3 protein-coding genes and 2 pseudogenes are annotated in these 4,921 nt (G+C 57.5%); 1 reads left to right on the top strand and 4 read right to left on the bottom strand.

Going from position 1 to position 4,921, the window contains the following annotated elements; genetic code table 11:
- The 4 genes and pseudogenes from X750_RS1000000167310 to X750_RS01000000163575 all read right to left on the bottom strand — a co-directional run.
- Nucleotides 1-327: pseudogene (locus tag X750_RS1000000167310) on the bottom strand (hypothetical protein); the annotation flags it as partial.
- A 544-nt stretch (nucleotides 328-871) separates the two neighbouring features.
- Nucleotides 872-2,569: a type IV secretion system ATPase VirD4 gene (virD4, locus tag X750_RS134370; RefSeq protein WP_198021035.1), complete on the bottom strand. Its 1,698-nt coding sequence runs from the start codon at nucleotides 2,567-2,569 to the stop codon at nucleotides 872-874.
- Between the two features lie 247 nt (nucleotides 2,570-2,816).
- The gene (locus X750_RS1000000167305; RefSeq protein WP_245261254.1) at nucleotides 2,817-3,359 is read right to left on the bottom strand and encodes a hypothetical protein; all 543 of its coding nucleotides are present in this window, start codon (nucleotides 3,357-3,359) and stop codon (nucleotides 2,817-2,819) included.
- A gap of 535 nt (nucleotides 3,360-3,894) precedes the next feature.
- Nucleotides 3,895-4,177 (bottom strand): annotated as a pseudogene (locus tag X750_RS01000000163575) (IS3 family transposase); the annotation flags it as partial.
- 426 nt (nucleotides 4,178-4,603) lie between these two features.
- On the opposite strand from X750_RS01000000163575, the gene X750_RS01000000163570 reads away from it, so the two are divergent.
- On the top strand, nucleotides 4,604-4,921 hold a 318-nt coding region (locus X750_RS01000000163570), incomplete at its 3' end, for a KUP/HAK/KT family potassium transporter (RefSeq protein WP_032904928.1).

The raw sequence follows: 4,921 nt of genomic DNA, 5'->3' as shown, positions 1-4,921 counted from the left end.
TACTTCTTCAACGCTGACGTAGATGTTAGCTACGGAGGCACGTTGGCCGCGTGACAGTGAGCTATGCTGGAGATTGGGGTGACCAGGCTGATCAAGCCTTCCAACAGTACCAGCCTGATCAATTACAGCGAGAGCTACCGGTCCGGAGATCGCATCAGCGCCTCTCTGCATATGCACGCGGCCGCCTGAATTGCCGATTTCGCTCAGCTGCTGCTGAATGGCGACGGCTTGCGGCGCATTCAGGGCCCTCTGCGTCTCCGCTGGCCACAACAGCGCTGTGGAATGTTCATTGTTGGGACTACTCACTCGGGTGGCAGGTGGTTGCATGGTCAAGCTCATCCGGCGAAGGGCGGATCTGCTGTCGGCTGGCAGCCAAGACTTGGGGTCGGCGGCCCGAACTCCGGCGTCCCAGAGCTTGCGAAAGCCTCCGACACGCTTCTGTTGAGGTCATCCCGTCCATCGGGCATCCCTGGGTTGCTGAAAAAAGACGAGGCGGCTTGATGATCCTGCCCTCGCTGAAGCACCTCGCGAAACCCCTGTTCCAGTCGCAGAAGCTCCTCTGGATTGGTTGGCGGCTCGTCAGCTCGACCATCGAACAGCGGCCGGAGCGCCTCGGACACGTGCTGCTCAAAGCCCACTCGCCGGGCCTGGACCGCTTGCCCGTCTTCCAAGCCGGCGTCCTGCACCTGCGACAAAGCTGTTACACGGGATGGATTACTATTTCGCCGGGTCCACACCAGCCTCACATCAAACTGTATCGTCAAAGTCCTGCGCCAATTCACACAGCGGGTCATCGAGTTGAGATTCGGCGGAGAGCGCCTCCTCTGCTCCCGTCAAGGGCGCCGGCTCCGGGAGGGCGCCTGTCTGGCGTTCAAAGATGCGTTTCAGAATGCGATCCGAGAAATAACGCACCTTCCTCAATTTTAATGGTGGCAGACCTTTGATNTTCAAAGATGCGTTTCAGAATGCGATCCGAGAAATAACGCACCTTCCTCAATTTTAATGGTGGCAGACCTTTGATGAGAACAATCTCGTAGTCGTCATCGAGCAGCCGAACCTGTTCGGGACGCAATAGCGGTGCACCTTGATGTGAATTCTGAATGGTCCAGTCGAACGTTCGCGCCTGGCTGTGGGAAATCGATTTTGCTTCAAACGTGTATTCACCGATGGCCTTGGAAATGTAGTTCGGAGTCTCGTCATCAGCCGTGGCCATGAACACTTGCAGTCCGGTATTGCTGAGAAAGTTCTGCTTGCCAGCCTCTCCATAAGCCCCCGTCAGTGCCGAAAGGCTTTGGATGATGAGCATGAAACGCCCCTTGTAGCCCGCGATAGTCGTGATTGCGGTCTCGATCGCCTCAAGCTTACCCAAGTGCTTGAACTCGTCGAGCAGGAAGAGAACCTCGTGCTTTTCATCCCGGCGGGCCAGCGACCGCTGCAGAATTGAAACGATTTGCTGAAAAAACAAGCGTATCAAAGGCGCGATCACCTCAAGGTCGTTCGGACCAACGCAAAGATAGATGCACGTTCTGCGACGGCGAAGATCATAGACCGAAAAGTCCGAGCGACTTGTGGCCGCCTTTACAGCAGGATCCGCCCACAGGTTGAGCCCGCCATCGCCGAGCACGGAAGTGTAGGAGGTTAGGATTTTCGTATCGTTCCCCGCCATGTCGTCGAAGATGCGTTGTGCCTCTTTGTTCTGAGTCTCCATGGCGAGTCGCGCGAAGAGCTTAAACTTCTCCCCCGGCTGGGCGAAGAGGTCATAGACGGCGCCGATTGTTGGCGTGCCCCGCTCGATGCAGGCAAGGATTCCCGCGACAAAGATATCTCGCGCGCCGCTGACGAAACCTTCCGCGCCCTCCCCCTTGGCCGTAATCAGGTTTGCCGCCAAGCGGCGGGCTTCGGTGAATTGCTGCTGTGGAGGCAGCGCTATAAGATCCAACAGCGGATTGTAGCAGTTTGTGCGCCGCTCCGAATCCAGCGGCGCGAATTTAAACACGTCGTCACCTGCGGCTTTGCGCGCCCTCGAGGTGAGCTCAAAGAGCTCCCCCTTGACGTCCAGAGCTATCACCGAGCCTTTGAATGTAAGTAGCGTTGGAATGACTATGCCGACGCCCTTGCCAGCGCGGGTCGGTGCAACGATGAGGCTGTGAGGCTGCTCGCCATTGGTCAGGAAGTAGCCAGGCCAGAAAGGGCCACTTGTCTTCCCAAACACCGGCCCTGTCACGCCACGGTATCGTCGCAGATATCCCGTGCGTCGCATTTCATCCACTCGAGCCCAACGAGCCGTCCCGTGGTGTTCGAGCTTGCGGCGCAATACGATCTGCTGAATCAGCAAGACGACCGCGGACGTCGAGAGCACGATAGCCGCGCCCCGATAGAAAACGGGGGTTGCGAAACCCAAATAGAAGGGCGTTTCAAACCAAAAGGCACGGACATCAAACGCCATCAGAGCCTCGCCGCTGCCGCCGTGGCGGAAGGTTGCGTAAAGACTTGCCGCACAGAAGCCCACGGCGAGTGAGCACGCGATGCTAATGGCTATGTTGGGGGGCGTCGTTTTTGTTGAAAGCATTGTTCCATTGCCGGATTAGCCGTAGCTAATGCTGCGCGTGCTTCAGAGACCGAACCGGCGTCGCGCGATGTCGCCGCTCGACAGATCGATGCCGCAGTGGGTGGTGCGATGCTTGCAGCGCATCACCCGGCAGACGTGGTTTTTGAAAGTTACACTAAGCAGGTACGTCAACGGCCAGCGAATTGGAAACGGCAAGGCCGTAGACGGAATTCGGGAGAGAAAGCGTCACTGTACCATGGCCGAGACATCAACGGCCGGAGCGATCTCTGCTTCTGGTGGCCTCCATTAGGTCCTCTCGGGCGTGATTGTAGGCTTGGCTTATGGACCGCCCGACTTGAGCACCCCGCTGCAGCTGTTCATAGGAGGTTTGCGGGCCTACTGTATCACGGACTGCAGCCTCAATACCTGCTATGTGGCCGTCCAGATTCGCACTCCGTTCCTCTGCTGCATGCTGCGGCGGCGGCATGTGCGGCAAGATGTCTTGCATGCCGGGAAAAACTGAGTGAGCTTGGGCCTGTTGGTTTGCGTCTAACTGTTGATACATGTTGAGAATAGCATTGGATGCCATCATCCTGACATTGCCATCCGGATCAGAAGAAGCCAATCCAATGGCCTGATCAAGAATGCGAGATTTGTTTTCGTCAGTAAACTTACTGAAGTGTGGCGCAACGTAATAAGCTCCGAGAGCTTGCGACGGCGGATCCATGTTGCCAATGCGATTAACAATAGCATCTTGCAGCCCTGGCGTTAGGTAATCGCCTAAATTACTGGCCGCTCCGACTTTCTGCAATGCTATGTCATCCGTGCTGTACCCCAATTCGGCTGTTAATGTCGCGGCCAGATTGATGGCTGATCGTCCAAGCCGATTGGTCCGCCTTTCAAATCTCGCGAGGTCAGTTTCTGGCCCGGGTTGAGTGCCCCGAACGGCTGTTCGCTCGTGCGTCCCGAGGCCTTTGAAGCCCCCAAGATTTCGCGCTGTATCGCGCGGGTTAGCGGTTACCAGCCGTTCTGCAACATCGCTCAATGGCCCCTCTGGAACGTCACGGAGGCTACTGCTCCCCACGCCTTGAGATGATCTTGCAGCTGCACGTGCCCGTTTGTTATCGCGATCCATTGCTCGCCTCCAAAGTAGTTATTCTACCCAATGAGGTTACCACCGAAGCTTGACCTGCTAAACCGATATGATGTTACAGTTGTAGTATGGCAAAGGGTTCCCAGCTCTGTGGGTCTGCCAAGTGCCCGTCCAAGCCGAAGAAAATACGATGAAGCTGGCATCAAATGCGATGTGAACTGCCCCGGGCATTCCGGTGGCCGTTTCGTTTGAGTCACGCGGCTATGGCTGGTTCATCCAGCATGGCGTAGTAGCGTTCCTCGGCTTCGGCCGGCGGGATGTTGCCGATGGGCTCCAGCAGGATTGTTGAAGCAGTCGACCCATTCGAGCGTGGCGAACTCGACGGCCTCGAATGAGCGCCAGGGTCCGCGTCGATGCATCACCTCGGCCTTGTAAAGACCGTTGATCGTTTCCGCGAGAGCATTATCGAAAGAGTCGCCGACACTGCCCACTGCGGGTTCGACGCCGGCCGCCGCCAAGCGCTCGGTGTATTGAATGCCGAACCCTAGAGAATCAGCCCTCAGAGCCTTTGGTAATAGACCGACCCCTCGCACCTGTTTGGGCTGGGTGTACAAGTCAGGTTTTCATCAGGTTGGACGAGTATGTCTGGCAGCCAGAGCGCGACCACTTCCGTGCCCGCCCGCTCGTCTGGCAGACACACAAAGGAGAAAGACATGCCGTCAGCTACAAGCAGCGCCATCGTTTCCTGCCGCAGATCATCGCCCATCCGGTCTGGCCCTCCTTCAGGTCCCCTTGGCCTGTGTCTCGTCGAGGAAATGGCCCGGGAGCGGGATCGTGGTTTCGTATGAGACAATCCGCCGGTGCGGCAACAAATGCGGTCCGCATACGGAGCCATTACGTCGCGGCACTTGATATTGCAGTGCAGCAAAGGTAGAGGGCCGCCCCTTATCGGAGTGTCGTCCATGGTCCTTACCAATACTGGTAGCGAGGCAGAACCCGTCGAACAGTCGAGCCATCCGGCAATCGAACAGCAAAGCCCCGAGGTGCTGATGCTAGGCGCGCTCGGCGTTGTCTATGGCGATATTGGCACCAGCCCGATCTACGCGTTCGGTGAGGCGCTGGTGGCGTCGTCGGGCGGCAATGTCGCCGAGCGCGGCGATATCCTCGGCGTTTTGTCATTGATCATCTGGTCGCTGACGATCATCGTCACCATCAAGTACATCATGTTCGTGCTGCGCGCCGATAACGGCGGCGAGGGCGGCGTGCTGTCGCTGATGGCG

The organism is Mesorhizobium sp. LNJC391B00 (genome assembly GCF_000502535.1).
Classification (GTDB): domain Bacteria; phylum Pseudomonadota; class Alphaproteobacteria; order Rhizobiales; family Rhizobiaceae; genus Mesorhizobium.
This window is presented reverse-complemented; position numbering and strand designations above follow the sequence as displayed.